This window comes from Arthrobacter sp. Cza30 (assembly GCF_059090765.1).
Map to the genome: position 1 here is coordinate 270,677 of NZ_JBNHGA010000008.1, position 15,061 is coordinate 285,737.

Annotated in this window: 11 protein-coding genes; 2 read left to right on the top strand and 9 right to left on the bottom strand. The window is 69.7% G+C overall.

Going from position 1 to position 15,061, the window contains the following annotated elements; genetic code table 11:
* The gene (locus tag AC5RVZ_RS26060; protein ID WP_494068516.1) at positions 1 to 348 is read left to right on the top strand and encodes a hypothetical protein; all 348 of its coding nucleotides are present in this window, start codon (positions 1 to 3) and stop codon (positions 346 to 348) included.
* Here the strand turns inward: AC5RVZ_RS26060 and AC5RVZ_RS26065 are convergent.
* Entirely contained in the window at positions 345 to 1,388 is a 1,044-nt protein-coding gene (locus AC5RVZ_RS26065; protein ID WP_494068517.1) for an SDR family NAD(P)-dependent oxidoreductase, read from the bottom strand. The two genes, AC5RVZ_RS26060 and AC5RVZ_RS26065, sit on opposite strands and share 4 nt — an antisense overlap.
* Positions 1,389 to 1,756: 368 nt before the next feature.
* Here AC5RVZ_RS26065 and AC5RVZ_RS26070 point away from each other — a divergent pair, with 368 nt between their 5' ends.
* Entirely contained in the window at positions 1,757 to 2,236 is a 480-nt protein-coding gene (locus tag AC5RVZ_RS26070) for a DUF4383 domain-containing protein (protein WP_494068518.1), read from the top strand.
* A 22-nt stretch (positions 2,237 to 2,258) separates the two neighbouring features.
* Here the strand turns inward: AC5RVZ_RS26070 and AC5RVZ_RS26075 are convergent, their stop codons facing one another.
* The 8 genes from AC5RVZ_RS26075 to AC5RVZ_RS26110 form a co-directional block, all read right to left on the bottom strand.
* Positions 2,259 to 3,236 (bottom strand): RluA family pseudouridine synthase, encoded by a 978-nt coding sequence (locus AC5RVZ_RS26075; protein ID WP_494068605.1) that lies wholly within the window; start codon positions 3,234 to 3,236, stop codon positions 2,259 to 2,261.
* Positions 3,237 to 3,280: 44 nt separating this feature from the next.
* Positions 3,281 to 5,233 (bottom strand): DUF6541 family protein, encoded by a 1,953-nt coding sequence (locus AC5RVZ_RS26080; RefSeq protein WP_494068519.1) that lies wholly within the window; start codon positions 5,231 to 5,233, stop codon positions 3,281 to 3,283.
* A gap of 182 nt (positions 5,234 to 5,415) precedes the next feature.
* Positions 5,416 to 6,204, bottom strand: coding sequence for an Fpg/Nei family DNA glycosylase (locus tag AC5RVZ_RS26085; RefSeq protein WP_494068520.1), 789 nt, complete (start codon positions 6,202 to 6,204; stop codon positions 5,416 to 5,418).
* On the bottom strand, positions 6,197 to 11,164 hold the full coding sequence (locus AC5RVZ_RS26090) for an Lhr family helicase (RefSeq protein ID WP_494068521.1): 4,968 nt from the start codon (positions 11,162 to 11,164) through the stop codon (positions 6,197 to 6,199). Before AC5RVZ_RS26090 ends, AC5RVZ_RS26085 begins: the two co-directional genes overlap by 8 nt.
* 76 nt (positions 11,165 to 11,240) lie before the next feature.
* Positions 11,241 to 11,888, bottom strand: a complete 648-nt coding sequence (locus AC5RVZ_RS26095; RefSeq protein WP_494068522.1) for a DUF4232 domain-containing protein — start codon at positions 11,886 to 11,888, stop codon at positions 11,241 to 11,243.
* A gap of 117 nt (positions 11,889 to 12,005) precedes the next feature.
* Entirely contained in the window at positions 12,006 to 12,473 is a 468-nt protein-coding gene (rlmH, locus tag AC5RVZ_RS26100) for a 23S rRNA (pseudouridine(1915)-N(3))-methyltransferase RlmH (protein ID WP_494068523.1), read from the bottom strand.
* The gene (locus AC5RVZ_RS26105) at positions 12,470 to 13,330 is read right to left on the bottom strand and encodes a thioesterase family protein (RefSeq protein ID WP_494068524.1); all 861 of its coding nucleotides are present in this window, start codon (positions 13,328 to 13,330) and stop codon (positions 12,470 to 12,472) included. Before AC5RVZ_RS26105 ends, rlmH begins: the two co-directional genes overlap by 4 nt.
* Before the next feature lie 103 nt (positions 13,331 to 13,433).
* The gene (locus tag AC5RVZ_RS26110; protein ID WP_494068525.1) at positions 13,434 to 15,059 is read right to left on the bottom strand and encodes a hypothetical protein; all 1,626 of its coding nucleotides are present in this window, start codon (positions 15,057 to 15,059) and stop codon (positions 13,434 to 13,436) included.
* Positions 15,060 to 15,061 lie beyond the last annotated feature (2 nt).

A 15,061-nucleotide genomic window follows, 5' to 3' on the forward strand; every position in this document is an offset into this window, starting at 1 on the left:
ATGCGCCCAGCAGGCTTGGCCGTCGCCCATGGCGTGTTCAATGTGGCGTTCGGGGTGTGGCCGCTGCTGCACTACCGCAGCTTCGAAACGGTCACCGGACCGAAATTGGAGCCTTGGCTGGTCAAGACTGTGGGCGGCCTGATGATGGTGGCCGGCCATGCGCAGATCAGGGGCTCCAGGACAGCCGGCGGCACGGCGGCCGCCCGGCGGATCGGCATGGGGACGGCTGCCACCTTTGCGGCCGTTGACGTCTTCACCGCGGTGCCCGGACGCATCAGCAGGATCTATCTCCTCGACGCCGTGGTCGAAGGCTGTTGGCTGGCCGCTTGGGCGCGGCGCCCGGCCTAGGAGCGTCGCCGCTTGCGGGTTCCCCAAAGTCCGGAGTGCGGGTGCCGCCGCTTCCGGACGCGCCGGTAACCGGCCACCATTAGACCTGCCAGTCCTCCTGCCATCACACGGGCACGTCCGGAACGCCAGTTCCCGCTGACCTTGTTTGACGGCGGATCCGGCGCGAAAACAGTCCCCGCCGATGGCGCGACGCCCTTCCCCCGAAGCGCCAGTGTGTCCATGAGCGGCCCCGATACGCGATCGTGCAAGCCCGGGAACCAGTGCTGGAACGGAATGAAGACGTGCTGGATCCTGCCCACCACCGCCTGGCGGCGGGGCTTGAAGGCCATCCGGGCGATGACCCTGGCCACCCGGTACGGGCTGACGACCGGGGCGAGGGGGTGGACGCTGCGACCGGTGTAATTGGCCGCGTGCTGGAAGATCGGCGTGTCGACGGTGGCGGGCAGGACGGTGCAAACGTGGATGTCCTTCTCGTCGATAAGCTCCTGCCGCAGCGTGTTGGCCAGTCCCAGCAGCCCCGATTTGCTGGCCACGTACGCGGACACGTAGGGCGTGCTGATCTTTGAGTAGACCGAGCCGACGAGGATCAGGATTCCACGCCGCTGCCGGCGGAACTGCGGCAGCACGGCGCGGATGCTGTCGGCCTGGCCCAGCAGATTCGTCTCGACCACCTTTCGGAAAATGTCGGCCGGTGTTTGTTCGAACGTGCCGTAGCCATAAACGGACGCAGCTCCGATCCACACATCTATCCGTCCGAACCGGTCCAGTGCAGCGTGGACCAGCCTCTCGGGGCCGTCCTCATCCGTGATGTCGGTGGGCACTGCGATCGCCTGCGCCCCCAGCCTTAAGCAGTCGGCTAGCACCTCGTCGAGGCTGGAGGCGCTGCGTGCAGCCAGAACGAGGGAAGCTCCGCGCTTGGCAAGGATCCGGGCCGTTGCCCTGCCGATTCCGCTGGAAGCTCCGGTGATCACCGCGACCGGGGCGGTGGCCCGGTCTTTGGCTCGATCGGTGGCCCGGCTGCGGGGCGGTCGCTCTGCCAATGCTCCTCCTCGGCTGGCCCTCCGGCGGAGGTGGCATCAGCGTAGACCGCGCCCCTGCGCCTGGCTAGGCGTCACAGCGCGCAACCGACAGCCGCGCGGCTTTCCAGGCCGCCCGCCGGCCTAGGTGTCGCAGCGTGCACCCGAACAGGCCGCGCGGCTTTCCAGGCCGCCCGCCGAGCGGAGCCGCCGCATCTGGCTTCATCCGCAGGAAAGGCTGCGAATTATCCGCAGGAAAGGCAGCGAAATTCGGTCGAGGCTGGCCGCGGGGGTTAACTAGTAAGCAAGCTTATTGTAGAGTGGCTTGATCAGGGTCCAATAGAACGGCGCCGCGGCACGCACCTGCCAAGGCGTCAGAGGGGAAGATCGCCATGGCAAGAGAAGGCAACGTCCAGGCCCGAAGCACCGGGCGGACCCCGCTCCAAACGGCCGCAATGGTCTTCGGTGCCGTTTTTCTGTTGATCGGGCTCCTGGGCTTCATCCCGGGAATCACCTCGAACTATGACCAGATGTCATTCGCGGGACACGAGTCCGAAGCCATGCTGCTGGGCGTGTTCCAAGTATCGATTCTGCACAACATCGTCCACCTCCTGTACGGCGTGGCGGCGTTCGCGCTCGCGAGGACGGTTTCCGGTGCCCGGAACTTCTTCATCTGGGGTGGCGCGGTCTATCTGGTCCTGTGGCTGTACGGCCTGTTCATCGACCAGCAGAGCGCAGCCAACTTCGTGCCGTTTAACACCGCAGACAACTGGCTGCATTTCGTCCTGGGCGTGGTCATGATTGCCCTGGGCTTGCTGCTCGACCGCCGGCGGGACACCAGCGCGCGCGGAACCGCTGCCGGCCGCGCATGATGCGGCCGGATCCCGTAGTCGGCTAGGTTCGCGGGGCTGGGGCCAAGGCGCCGCCGGCAGCAATTGCTCCGGCGGCGCTTTCTGCTGCCCCTTCGGATGGCGCTGCCCATTCGGACAGTTCCAGTCGGCTGCGGTATTCCACGGGTCGCCCGCTGATCGGGTCGGTGAAGGAGATGCCGCGGGCCAGTAATTGCAGGGGACGCTCGTAGTCGTCCGGAGCCTGGTCCAGCAGCACCGGGTAGAACGGGTCGTGCAGGATGCCGATACCCAGCGACGCCAGGTGCACGCGCAGTTGGTGGGTCTTCCCGGTGTGCGGTTCCAATTTGTAGCGGCCCAGCCGTCCGCGCTGTTCCAGCAACTCGATCCGGGTCTCCGCGTTGGGTTCTCCCTTGACGACCTCGGCCAGCAGGTAGGTGCGGGACTTGACCATGCGGTTCCGCACTGTGTGCGGGAACTGCAGCCGCGGATCCACCGGCGCTACGGCCTCGTACTCTTTTTGCACTTGGCGCTTCTCGAAGAGCACCTGATATTTGCCGCGGGTCGCCGGGTTGGTGGAGAAGAGCAGCACTCCGGCGGTGAGCCGGTCCAGCCGGTGCATGGGAATCAGATCAGGGATATCCAGTTGGCGTCGGAGCCGGACCAGCGCCGATTCCTGGATGTAGGTGCCACCGGGGGTGGTCGGAAGGAAATGGGGTTTGTCCACCACCAGGATGTTCGCGTCCTGGTGGAGAATGTTGATCTCCACCGGCAGCCGCTTCTCCCGCGGCAAGGTCCGGTAGTACCAAATGAAAGTGTGGGCATCCAGCGGGGTGGTCCGGTCCAGCACGGCTCCGCCTTCGCCGACGATCTCGCCGCGGTCGAAGCGGTCCCTGATGCCGTCGGGATCCACATGGCCCCACCGATGCAGCATGTAGTCCAGCGCCGTTTCCCACGGCCCCTCCCCGGGGAGGCGCAGGCGGGTGGCATTGACGCCGTCGCGCACCGGTAGCGGGGATTCCATCACCCACCAAGGGTACCGGGTGGCACCACCCGCAACCGCAACGCTCAGGGACAGCCGGTGACCCGGTAGAGCTTTGCTTCGCCCTCGGAGTCCACCAGCTCGAACCCGTTGGCCTCGGTCAGCTCCTGCAGGCCCGGCACCGAGGTTCTCTCGCCGGGGTGCACCGAGTGGTCTCCAAAGTCGAGCACGAACTGCACGTTCTGTGCCTCGACGGCGGCGCACACCGCCGGATCTGTCTTCATCTGATCCAGCTTGTCCATGATGAGCTTTCCATCCACCCGCGGCGACGTGACTCCCGACGGGACCAGCGCGGGACGCCCGGTGTAGGCGTAGGACAGCGAGGCTCCGGTCAGCGGGTTGCCGGCGATGACCGCGTCTTCCGGAACGTGGGCGGGGATCCGCTTGATCAGCGCGAGCTCGTCCGCGGTGAGCAGGTGGGAGCTGTCCGTGAACCGGTACTTGGCGGCGGCCTCGGAAATACCCCGCTGCACGGCAAACAGCGGCACCACTGCCAAACTGGCGACCACCAGCAGGCCGGTGGCGGCCGGCCGGAACCACGATGGCTGCTTCTTCTCGCGGCGAACCAGCGTGGCCCGGAAGAAGGAGCGCGCAGTCCCGGCCAGCGCGACGCCGCCGATGGCTGCGATCAGCAGTCCGGCCACCGGAAGCATGGCGCTGATGCGGAAGAAGTCGTTGTACCAGATGCCGGTCACCCACCAGCGCAGGCCGGGCATCTGGTGCCAGTTGCCGATCACGTAGAGGGCGGCGGCAACAGCGTACATTGCCAGCGCGAAGCGGTTTTTGCCCAGGTTGAAGACGACCGCGGCGCCCACAATCGTCAGGACCGTCGCCAGGATGGAGATGGGGCGCTCGAGCGGCGAATGCAGCACCACGTCGCCCAGGGCCTCGGCGGCACTGCCCAGGTTGTCCCAGTTGGTGCTGCTGCTGCGGGCGGGTCGGAGCGTCACCCAGAGCGCGGCCAGCACCACCAGATAGGCGATTGTGCCCGCCAAGGCTCGCCGCCGCCGTCGTTGTTCTCCGGAGCGCAGCGCCGGGTGGGCGGCCGCGAAAACCGGCGGCACCGAGAGCGCCAGCAGTCCCATGATGGTGGCGGGGTGGGACAACGCCATGCCAGGCAACAGCCCGACCAGCAGCAGCATGTTGCCTTCCGTTGACACGCGCGTGTGCACGCCCACCCGGAGCAGTTGAAGCACCACTCCCAGGGCGGCCGGAAGCATGGCGATGGAAAGCATGAAGGGATAGACGACGCCGAACTCCAGCAGCAGGTAGGGGAAGCTGCTATAGGCGAGCGAGAGCACCGCGGCGACCAGCAGCGGCATGACGCGTTCACCGGTGATCCGGCTGACCAGGAACAGGCAGCCGCTGCTCCAGATGCCGGTGATCAGCACCAGGTTGGTGATGTTGATGGCGGCCGCGGGCTGCAACCCGGCGGTGATCATCACCAGGGAAACCACATCGTGCCAGCCCGCCGGGTAGAACGTGCCCCGGTCGGTGGTGCCCAGGTAGCCGAGCGTTAGCGAGGAGGCGTTGCCCGAGTCGGAGATGTAGCGCAGCGCGTTGAGGTGGAAGATGTTGTCGTGCGACTGCGCGATGTTGTCCGGGGCGCCGAAAATCCAGATCATGGCGGCCGCCAGCGGCACCGCCGACACGGCCCAGGCCAGCACGACCGACCGCCAGGGCGCCGGTCGGTCCGGGGTTTCGGGATCGCGGTGCAGGCGGTGGCCAACGCGGCGGCGGAGCAGCCAGAGCAGGACGGCCACGAGCACGGCCACGGCCAGCAGTTGCGGCCAGGCCCAATCCAGCCCGAGCAGGCGGCCAAGCTCGGCGGCGACCACGATGGCGGTGACACCGAACGGGCCGGCCAGGGCGACCAGGGACAACCGGCGCAGGCCGAGCACTGCACCCCAGAGCAGGCCGGGTCCGAAGACGAGGACGATGGCCAACAGCGCGGCCGGAATCGTCTGCAGCCAGCTCATGGGCCCCCTTCGTCGGTCATCGTCTCCATATTACGGTTTGTGCCGCACGGCCGCCGTCGTGGCGGGCCGGAAGGGGCCCTGTGGCAGGCGGAGAGCGGCCCCTGAACCGGGGCCAAGGGTTCATGTCGGGCGAAGTCTTCGAGGACGGGGGCATGCGGCGGCAAGGGCCCGCGCCCCGCGAATCAGGGAGCCAGCGGCTGGCAGTGGGGGCAGAAGTAGACGTCGCGTTGGTCGGCGTCGGTATTGCCTTGCAGGTCGTGAACAATCGGGGTGCCGCAGCGGCCGCACGGCCGGCCGGCCCGCCCGTAGACCCAGAACGATTCGCGGCGGGCGGGCGACGCGGTGGTGCTGCGGCTGCCGCGATCCTTGTTGACCTCCAGCAGTTGCTTGGACTTCAACACCATGGCCGGGAGATCCGGCACCAGGCCCACCGGGGTGGACGGGTGCACCCGGGCAATGAAACAGACCTCGCACCGGTAGACATTGCCGATCCCGGCGAGATTGCGCTGGTCCAGCAGGGCCAGCCCGATCGGACGGTCGGGCTCCTGGCGCAGCCGCCGCAGGGCTTCGTCGGCGTCCCAGTCCGGCCCGAGCAGGTCCGGGCCCAAATGCCCCACCAGCGTGTCCTCGTCGGCGCGCGGCACCACGTCCAGCGCGGCCAGCCCGAAGCCGACCGCCGTCGTCGTGCCGGTGGACAGGATGAGGCGGGCCTGGAAGGCGGGTTTGCGCCAGCGCTCGCCGGGCTGGTAAATCTGCCAGCTGCCGTCCATGCCCAGATGCGAGTGCACCGTCAGCGCGCCGATCCGCATCAGCAGGTGCTTGCCGCGGGAGCGGACTTCGTCCACGGTCTGCCCAACCAGGTCCAGCGTGGCGTAGCGCGGCACCCTAAAGTCGCTGCCGGTGAGCTCTTGCCCGGCCAGCGCCACATGCAAGCGCCGGGCGGCACGCCAGATGGTGTCCCCTTCAGGCACGGAACCTCAGTCCCCGCGGGGTGGAATAGAAGCCGGCATCCATCAGCGCATGGGCCAGCGGCGTGTCCAGGATGCCGGAGCCATTGACCTTTTCCACGGCCATCTTGTCCGCGGCACCGCGACGGATCACCTGGACCAGGGCCCGGGCACACAACGCCAGCGCCTCGTCGTCCTCGGTGAAGGTCAGCAGCGTCTTGCCGCCGCGTTCCGCGTACAGGGCAAGCTCTCCGTCCACCAGGACCACCAGCGCGCCCGCCTTGCGGCCGGGCCGGTGGCCGGAGTCCTGCGGGGGCCACGGCAGGGCGGCCCCATAGGGGTTGGCCGGGTCGGTCGCCGCCAGCGCGACGGCCGACGGCGCCTGCTCGCCCAGCTGCGCATCGCGGCTGAAGGACCGCAGCCGGTCAACGGTGGGGGAGACCGCGAACTGGGCCGCCCCGAGGTGTTCGATGAAGTAACCGCGGCGGCAGCGGCCGGTTTCCTCCAGTTTGCCCAGCACCTTGTACATCAGCCCGAACCCGCCCGGGATCGACTCGGCGGCCACCGAGCCGCGGGTGACCACGCCGTAGCGGTCCAGCAGCAGTTCGGCGGTGGCATGTGCGCGAACGGTGGGATCGGTCTCCGGCGCCGGCAGCAGCGACCAGCGGCCCGCGACGGTCGGTGGCGCGCTGCGCGGCTGGCCGGGCCCCTTGCCGGTACCCGCACCGGCGCCGCCGGGTTGCAGACCGGTCCCGTGCAGTCCGGGCAGGCGTCCGAGCCGGCCCAGCCGAGCCGAGCGTGCCCGCGGCGGTGCGTTGCGCTGCCGGTGCGAGGTGGTCCCGCCGGCCAGCAGCGAACGGACCGGGGCGAAGGTGTCGTTGGTGATCCGCCCGGCCCACAGCAGGTCCCACAGCGCGCTGCCGACGGCGTTGTCCCCGGGTTGGGTGCCGTTGGCCGCGAGCAGGTCGGTGAGCTGCCGGAAGAAGTAGGCGCCGCCGTAGCCCCCGGTTCCGGAGAGCGCGTTCAGCAGTTCGTATTGCAGCACGCTGGGTTCGAAATCGGGCTGGGGATTCAGCGTCAAGTGCGCGGCGTCGGCCAGATGGAGGCTGATCCAGCCGTCGTGGCCGGGCATCGACCCGGCGCCGGCGATCAGGATTTCGCCCGTGGCGGTCAGCTCGTCCAGCATGGCGGGGGCGTAGTCGCTCACGCGGGACGCCAGGATGAGCGGTTCCCACGCCGACGCCGGGATGGGCACCCCGGACAGCTGGTCCACCACCGTGACCACGCCGTCCAGGCCGCGCAGCTTCGCTCCGACGTTCTGCCAGGTCGGCAGGAACCGGCCATAGGTGGCAGGATCAACCGGCTCGACTTCCTTGCGCAGGGCGGCCAACGACCGGCGGCGGATCTTGCGCAGCACCTCGACGTCGCACCACTCGGTCTGGCGCTGATCCGGCGGGGCCGGAGCAGTCACGCCGGCCGTGCCGTGGGCCCCGCCCTCAGCGGGCGGTGCGCCGCCGGGACGGAACTCGCCTTCGACCACGCGGCCGTCCTTGAGCAACCGCTGCAGCGCGGTATGCACCACGGCGGTGCCCAGGCCCAGCCGCCTGGCACATTCGGCGGCGGTGAACGGCCCATGGGTGCGGGCGTAGCGGCTGACCAGATCGCCGAGCGGGTCGGCCACCGGCTCGATGAACGCCAGCGGCACGCCCACGGGCAGCGGCACGCCAAGGGCATCGCGCAGCCGGGCCGCGTCTTCCACCGCCGCCCAGCGCTCGGTGCCGGCGATGCCCACTTTCAGGGCGCGGTTGGCCCTCGCCAGTTCGGCGACCAAGGGTTCGACGTCGGCAATCCCGACGGGCGCGCCGCCGGCGGGAACCGGTCCCTCGACCGACCCGCCCGCCGAACCATCCGCCGGTCCGTCCACCGGCGCGTTCACATGTCCCGTCACCGGTTCGGCGGGCCGGACGCGGGCGGCGATCTCCGCCGTCGTCAGCGGTCCCAGCAGCCGCAGCAAGTCGGCGATGCCCTCCGCGCCCCGCACCTTGCGGTCCTCGGTCAGCCGCTGCAGCTCCTGCTCGGTACGGGCGATGATCCCTTCGTCCAGCAGTTCACGCAGTTCGGCCCGGCCGAGCAGGTCGTTGAGCAGGCCCGGGTCCAGCGACAGCGCCGCGGCCCGGCGCTCGGCCAGCGGGGAGTCGCCTTCGTACAGGAAGCTGGCCACGTAACCGAAGAGCAGCGAGCGGGCGAACGGCGACGGCTGCTGGGTGGTGGTCTCCACCAGGCGCAGCTCCCGGCGGTCGATCCCGGCGGCTATCTCCTTGAGCGCGGGCAGGTCGTAGACGTCCTGGAGGCATTCGCGCACCGTCTCGAGGATGATCGGGAACGTCGGGTACTTGCGCGCCACATCCAGCAGCTGGGCGGAGCGCTGGCGCTGCTGCCAGAGCGGGCTGCGCTTGCCCGGATTCTTGCGCGGCAAAAGCAGGGCGCGGGCGGCGCATTCGCGGAAGCGGGAGGCGAAGAGCGCGGAACCGCCCACCTCCGCGGTGACGATCTGGTCCAGTTCCTCGGGATCGAAGAGGAACAACTCGGCGCCGGGCGGCTCGTCTTCCATCATCGGCACCCGCAGCACGATTCCGTCGTCGGCGGCCATGGCGGAACCGTCCAGCCCGTACCGCTGATGCAGCCGGGCGCCGACGGCCAGTGCCCAGGGCGCGTGGACGGGCATGCCGAACGGGCTGTGCAGCACCACGCGCCAGTCGCCGAGCTCGTCGTGGAAACGCTCCACCACCAGGGTGCGGTCGCTGGGAACATCGTTGGTGGCCTGCTGCTGCTCGGCCAGGTAGGCCAGCAGGTTCCCCGCGGCCCAATCGTCCAGCCCGGCGGCGGTCAGCCGCTCGCGCGCCGGCTCCTCGGCCGTGCCGGACACTTCCCGGACGAAGCGGCCCAGCGCCCGCCCGAGCTCCACCGGCCGGCCCAGCGAATCGCCCTTCCAGAACGGCAGCTTGCCCGGCTGCCCGAAAGCGGGGGAGACCAGCACGCGGTCGTAGGTGATGTCTTCGATCCGCCAGCTGGTGGCGCCCAGCGCGAAGACGTCGCCCACCCGGGATTCGTAGACCATTTCTTCGTCCAGCTCGCCCACCCGGCGGCCGCCGCTGTTCTTCGCGTCCTCGGAGCCCACCAGGTACACGCCGAACAGCCCGCGGTCCGGGATGGTCCCGCCGGAGGTCACGGCCAGCCGCTGCGCGCCGGGCCGGCCGGTGATGGTCCCGGCGACCCGGTCCCAGACGATGCGCGGGCGCAGTTCGGCGAATTCGTCGCTCGGGTAGCGCCCCGCCAGCAGGTCCAGGGTGGCCTCGTAGGCGGAGCGGGGCAGCGTGGCGAAGGGCGCGGACCTGCGCACGACGTCGAACCATTCCTCCACGTCGACGGCGCCGAGGGCGGTGGCGGCCACGGTCTGCTGGGCGAGGATGTCCAGGGGATTGGCGGGGATATACAAGGGCTCGATCCGGCCGGCGAGCATCCGCTCGACCGTCACCGTGGTGTTGACCAGGTCCTGCCGGTGCTTGGGAAACAGCACGCCTTGGGATACCTCGCCCACCTGGTGCCCGGCCCGGCCTACCCGCTGCAGGCCGCTGGCCACGGATTGCGGGGATTCCACCTGCACCACCAGGTCCACGGCACCCATGTCGATGCCCAGCTCCAGGCTCGAGGTCGCGACCACGCAGCGCAGACGTCCGGACTTCAGGTCGTCCTCGATCTGCGCGCGCGCCTCCTTGCTGACCGAGCCGTGGTGGGCGCGGGCGAGGACGGCATCCGCGCCGGAGACGGAACCGGCCTGGGCCATGATTTGGGCCGGCGGCTTGGTCTGCGTGCGGGAACCGGGACCGGAACCCGAACCGGAACCTGAGCCGGGCCCCGGACCGGGCCCCGGACCGGGGTCGTTTTCCGCAGCGTCGTCAGGGGCGGCGGTGCCCCAGACGTCCTCGCCGGAGAGCGGGAGGGATTCGCGTTCGGTCCAGATTTCGTTGAACCGGGCGGTGAGCCTCTCGGCCAGCCGGCGCGAGTTGGCGAAGACGATGGTGGACCGGTTTTCGGCGATCAGGTCCACGATCTTCTCTTCGACGTGCGGCCAGATAGAGGCCGGCTGCGCGCCGGCGCCCAGTTCCTCCTGGCTCGGCGAGGCCAGCGCGGTCATGTCCTCCACCGGCACCGTGACCGTCAGGTCCCAGGACTTTCGGGCGGGAGGCGCGACGATCTCCACCGGGGAGTTGCCGCCCAGGAACCGGGCCACGGTATCCAGCGGCTCGACGGTCGCGGAGAGGCCGATCCGCTGGGCGGGCCGCTCCAGCAGGGCGTCCAGCCGTTCCAAGGTGACCGCCAGGTGGGCACCGCGTTTGGTCCCGGCCACGGCGTGCACTTCATCGATGATCACGGTGTCCACCGACGTCAGGGTTTCCCGCGCCCTGGAGGTCAGCATCAGGAACAGCGATTCCGGCGTCGTGATCAGGATGTCCGGCGGGTGGGTGAGCAGCCGGCGCCGTTCATTGGCCGGGGTGTCTCCGGAACGGACGCCGACGGTGATGGACGGGGCGGGCAGGTCGAGCCGTTTGGCGGTCTGGGTGATGCCGATCAGCGGCGCGCGCAGGTTCCGCTCCACGTCCACGCCCAGCGCCTTCAGCGGCGAGATGTACAGCACCCGGGTGCCGCGGGACTCCTGGCGGGCGGCGCGTCCCCGCTTGGGCGCCGCTTCCGGAACAGCGGCGGGAGAATCGGCCTGCAGCTGTGCCCGGGAGATGAATGTGTCCAGCGCCCAGAGGAAGGCCGCCAGAGTCTTGCCGGAACCCGTGGGCGCCACCACCAAGGCATGGGAGCCGGCGGAAATGGCGTTCCACGCCCCGGCCTGTGCGTCGGTGGGCGCGGCGAAGGCGCCGGCGAACCACTCGCGGGTGGCCGGGCTGAAGCGTTCGAGCACAGACGTCGTCATACCGATGTCTTGAGCCTAGCGGCCGGCACGGACGCTGTGCAGTTCCCGGTGAGCAGTTCGGGGCGCGGGCAGGCGGCTACGGGGCCTGGAAGGTGCCCACGGTCATCAGCACCACGGAGTCGTCCGAGCAGCCGACCGTCTCCTGCTTCGCGACGAGCGATTCCTTTTGGTTGGGCGGGTAGACCTTGACCCCCGCCACGTCCGTGAGTCCGCATTCCTCGCCGTAGTTCTGCGCGTTGGTCTGCTGCAGCTGCGCCTCGGCGGTACCGCCCGGCTCCAGCGTGACGGCCGCCGCCGCCTCCGGGTCCCGTTCGGCCGGCGCGCCCACCTGTGCGCCGTCGGCGTCGACATAGGAGACGCCGGGGTACCCCTGGAGCGTGCAGGACCCGGTGCCGGTGTTCGTCAGGACCAACGTGCGGTAGACGCTGCCGGCGGCCCCGGCGCCGGGTTTGGTGTGGATGGCCGCTTCGAGTTGGCCGGCGCGGCAGGAACCGTCGGCGGCGCTGCCACCGGCCTCCGGGGACGCGGTGGCGCTTCCGGTGCTTCCGGCGCTTCCGGTTTCCGTGGCGGGTGCGGGGGACGACGACGGCGCGCTGGCCGCGGGGGTGGAAGACGCAGCTGCGGTGCCGGGTTCCTGAGCCGGTTGCCCGCATCCGGCCAGCAGCAGGGCGGATCCAACGAACAGGGCCGCGGCGGCCGGGCGCATCCCGAAACGATTCATCATGGTCATATTAAACACCGCGGCTCCAACAGCCCCGGACACACTGCCGCTTCCCGCGGGCCGGACACACCGCCGGCGGCTGCGTCGGAGCGCGCGGCCGCTACCGGCGGTCATTCAGGGTCATTCATGGTGGTACGGGCGCCCGCCGGCGATTTCCTGGGCGCGGTAGAGCTGCTCCATGAGGATCAGCCGGACCAGCTGGTGCGGGAAGACCAATCTGGAAAGGGACCAGACGAAGTCGGCCCGCTGGTGGATCGAGTCGTCCACCCCGTACGCCCCGCCGATGATCAGGGTGACGTTGCGGGAGCTGTCCAGTGGCTGCTGGAGCGTGCGGGCGAGGGTGGGCGAATCGATGTTCTTGCCGCGTTCGTCCAGCAGCACCACGAAGTCGTTGGCGTACTTGCCGCTGAGCTTGGCCAGCAGGGTTTCGGATTCTTCCTTGCGCGCCGCGTCATGCTCGCGGGAGGAATGGGGGATCGGCTGCCAGGTGACGTCGAAGGGCTTCTTCATCCGCTTCTCGTAGCGGTCGATTCCTTCCGCCACCCACGACTCGTGTTTGCGGCCGATGGTCAGGATGCGCAGGGTCATCCGGCTGATCCGGGGAATTTGCGGACGGTCAGGATCTGGGCGGCGCGGCCCACCGGGCCCTGTTCGTCGAACAGTTCGGTGTCCGTCAGGCCGACGCCGTCGTCGCCGAAGGTCACGCGGGTGTCCAGGCCCGTCCACTCGCCCTGCGGCTGGCGGAACAGGTGGATGGTCAGGTCAAGGTTGGGGAACATGTACTCGCGCGGGTCCTGCCGCACCGCGATGCCGTTGGCGGTGTCCACGATGCTGACGAAGCGGGCCAGCGGGTGGCTGTCCTCGCCCTGAACCAACGGGTGCAGGGTCCGCGCCCAGACGCTCCGGTTGCCGGGACCGAGGTCCGCCGCGGTGCGGAACTCCGTGGACCGGATGAAGCCGCCGTCCCAGACGCTGGTCATGGGCGCCGGTGGGCAGCCGCCGGGTCCGGGAAGGGGCCGGCTGAAGGTGCCGGCGACGGCGGCGGTGTCACCGGTGAGCAGGCGCCAGGCCTGGGCGCGGATGGACGTGCGGCCTTGCGCGGTGAACGTGGCCTCCAAGAGCTCAATCGTCTTGCCCGGCCGCAGGACCCGGGTCTGGATCTCGAACTCGCCGCCGTGGATGATGCCCAGGATCTCGAAATTGATCCTGCTCATCACCATCTCGGGGCGGGGATGGTTGCGCAGCAACTCGTGCACGATCAGGCCGGAAGCCGGTGCCATGTGCTGTTCGTGGTCGTTCCAGGCTCCTTGCGAATGCAGCGTGGAATGGAAGCGTCCGCCGTCCAGGCGCACGTAGTAAGCGTCCGGAACTGTACCTCCATCGGCGCCGAGGTGCTCGGTGGCGGCAATGCCGGCGGTGGCCGCGGTGGCGGTGGAATCAACCATGCCACCACTCTAGCCAAAGCCCGCAGCAGCCTTGCCTCCCGGCACCGCGGGCTCCACGCCGACACACCGGGCTCCACCCCGCCAAACCGGGCGGGTGCCGGGGTCAGCGTTGTCCGACAGGGCGGGGATCGGGCGGGGGCGCCGGGGCAACTGGCTTGGCCGGCGGCGCCCAGTCCAGGATGGCCGGCGCGCCTATCGCGTCACAATCCGCAGGCTCGGGCCGTGAGGGCTCCCGCGGCGGAGTGGGCGGCTCCGGCTGCTCCTCCTCGTCGTCGTCGTTGCCCCGGTTCTCTTCGGCTTCTTCCACCGCCTTCCGGTAATCCTCCAGCGCCTTCTTGTACTCCTGCCGCGCGTTTTTGTATTCCTGCTCGGCGTTCCGGTTGTCGGTTTCGCACTGCGCCAGCGCGTTCCGGTAGCCGGCCCGTGCATTGTCCCGCTGAGTGAAGAATGCCGAGCGCTCCGCCAGGGCCTGCTGGTAGACGGCGTATTCGGCCCAGTAGTCGTTCCACTGCGCCGCGATCTTGTCCCACTCCTTGTTCACCGTGGCAACGGCGGCGGCGTAGCCCTTGTACTGCTTCACGTCCGTCCGGTAGTCGTCGTAGGCGGCCCAGTAGTCCAGCACGGCCTGTTGCCATTTCCTGGCGCCGGCGGCGAGTCTCGACTCTGCGGCCTGGACACGTTCCCGGTTGGCGGCGGCTGCGTCCCTGGCGTCGAAAGGCACCGGTGACATGCCGGTGAACTCCCAGCCGCAGCCCGGCCCGGCGGCGTCCTCGGTCAGCAGATGGACCTTCGCCGACCTCGCCGGCTCGCTGGCGGGGCTCTTGGGCGGCCGGGGGAACTTGCGGGCGTCCGGCATCGGCGGCCAGACCGGGTAGTCCGGCAGGGCCGCCGGATTGGCCGGCTTGACCTTCAGGTCCGGTGCCGGGAAGGACACGGTTTCGTAGTCGGCGTCGGCCGGGGCCTTCGGCAGCGGCACGTCGGGGATGGATACCGTTCGGGTGAGGGTGAACGGCTTGTAGCCGGCGGTCGACCAAGGGGAGCGGGCAGCGTCGCCGGCTTTGGATTCCTGGTCTGCGCAGACGTCGGCGAGCGCGGCCGCCAGCTTCTTGTCCAGTTGCTTGGCCAGTTTCTCCAGCGGCGCGGCTGCCTTTCCCGTCACGAAGGCCAGCACGTCCCCGCGCCGAAAGGTGAGCACCTGCATGGCGCCGTGGCCGGTCTTGGCGGTGTAGGCCCGGTAGGCCTGGACGCCGGGCCCGTCCAGGTCCTCGCTCCGGACCGCGATCGCCGCCCCGGCGCAGTCGGCCGCGTTGTCCGCCAGCTTGCCCATCGCTTCGGCGCCAAGGCCGGCGGTGTATGCGGCGGCGAGCACCTGCACCCTCTCGCCGCGCACCCTGAATGAACGGGACAAAGCCACCGAGGGAGCCGCGCCGATGTCGCACGCGTAGGGCACCGGCAGCGCCGCTCCGCGCTCCACCGGGCCCTCCGGCTTCCATTTTCCGGGCGGGTCGGCCAGCAGCCCGGTCAAGGAGATGGAGGCCGGGCTGTCCGTGAGCACCGCGCTGATTGCCACCGGCGAGGCCGGCTCGGCCACCGCCGGGGCCTGGTCCTGCGCAAAGAACATCGGCAGCCCTGATGCCTGCAGGGCCACCAGCCCCGACGCGGTGAGGGACGCCAGGCACAGCGCACCGGTGGCGAGGGCAAGAGCCGGATGTTTCTCGAAGATGGACATCG